A 1,497-nucleotide genomic window follows, 5' to 3' on the forward strand; every position below is an offset into this window, starting at 1 on the left:
GCCACCATCGAGCGTTACGCCGGCTATCTGCAAACCCTGTTGAGAGGCATGGTGGAGAACGAACGGCAGGTACTCGGCCGCATCGACCTGCTGAGCGCCGCCGAACGCAACTACCTGCTGCACGGGCTCAACCGCCCCCAGGCCACGCCTCCTCAGCCCTGCACTCACCGGCTGTTCGAAGCCCAGGTTCGGCGCGCGCCCGATGCCGTGGCCCTGGCCATGGGCGAGGCGCGGATGAGCTACGCCGAGCTGGACGCCCGCGCCAACCGCCTGGCCCACTACCTGCGCGAACGTGGCGTCGGTCCCGATGCCCGGGTGGCGATCTGCGTCCAGCGCGGCTTCGACATGCTCGTCGGCCTGCTGGCCATCCTCAAGGCGGGCGGTGCCTACGTGCCGCTGGACCCGGCCTACCCTCTGGAGCGCTTGGCCTTCATGCTCGCGGACAGCCAGCCCCTTGCCCTGCTGGCCGACGGCAATCTGCCGGACGGCCTGCTCCTGCCGGATGCCCTGCCGCTTTGCCGGCTGGATGAGGAGCGACCCGCCTGGGCCGATCAGCCGGACACCGCCCCCGAGGTACCGGACCTGACCCCGGATCACTTGGCCTATCTGATCTACACCTCGGGCTCCACCGGTAAGCCCAAGGGTGTGATGATCGAACATCGCCAGGTGACCCGACTGTTCGCCGCCACCCAGGCGTGGTTCGACTTCGGCCCGCAGGACACCTGGTCGCTGTTCCACTCCTTCGCCTTCGACTTCTCGGTGTGGGAAATCTGGGGGGCACTGCTCCATGGCGGGAAACTGCTGATCGTGCCGCACGCGGCCAGCCGTTCGCCGCAAGACTTCTATGCACTGCTCTGCGATACCGGCGTGACCGTTCTGAACCAGACCCCGAGTGCATTCCGCCAACTGTGCACCGCCCAGGCGAGCAGCGACCGCTGCCACGCGCTGCGCTGCATCGTGTTCGGCGGCGAGGCCCTGGACACCGCCTGGCTCAGGCCCTGGTACGCCCATCCAGCCAATGCCGGGACGCGCCTCGTGAACATGTACGGCATCACCGAAACCACGGTACACGTGACCTACCGCGCCCTGGAGCCGGCCGACACCGAACGCGCCGGCGCCAGCCCCATCGGCGAGCGCATCCCGGACCTGCGTCTTTACGTCCTAGACGAACACGGCCAACCGGCACCGCTGGGTGTTGCCGGAGAGCTGCATGTGGGCGGCGCGGGCCTGGCTCGCGGCTACCTGAATCGTCCTGACCTCACCGCCGAGCGCTTCATTGCCGATCCCTTCGGCCCGCCCGGGGCACGCCTCTACCGCTCCGGCGACCTCGGCCGCTGGCACAACGACGGCACGCTCGAATACCTCGGGCGGATCGACGAGCAGGTGAAAATCCGTGGATTCCGCATCGAGCTGGGCGAGATCGAAACCCGTCTCGCCGCCTGCCCCGGCATCCGCGAAACAGCCGTCATCGCCCGCGACACTGGTTCGGGTGACAAA

1 protein-coding gene is annotated in these 1,497 nt (G+C 68.2%); it reads left to right on the top strand.

Features of this window, described 5'->3' with window-relative positions; translation table 11 throughout:
* Positions 1 to 1,497 (top strand): amino acid adenylation domain-containing protein (locus BZL41_RS01260; protein ID WP_143518003.1); only part of this gene is annotated, 1,497 nt, incomplete at both ends.

Source organism: Pseudomonas sp. PIC25, assembly GCF_002286785.1.
Taxonomy (GTDB): domain Bacteria; phylum Pseudomonadota; class Gammaproteobacteria; order Pseudomonadales; family Pseudomonadaceae; genus Pseudomonas_M.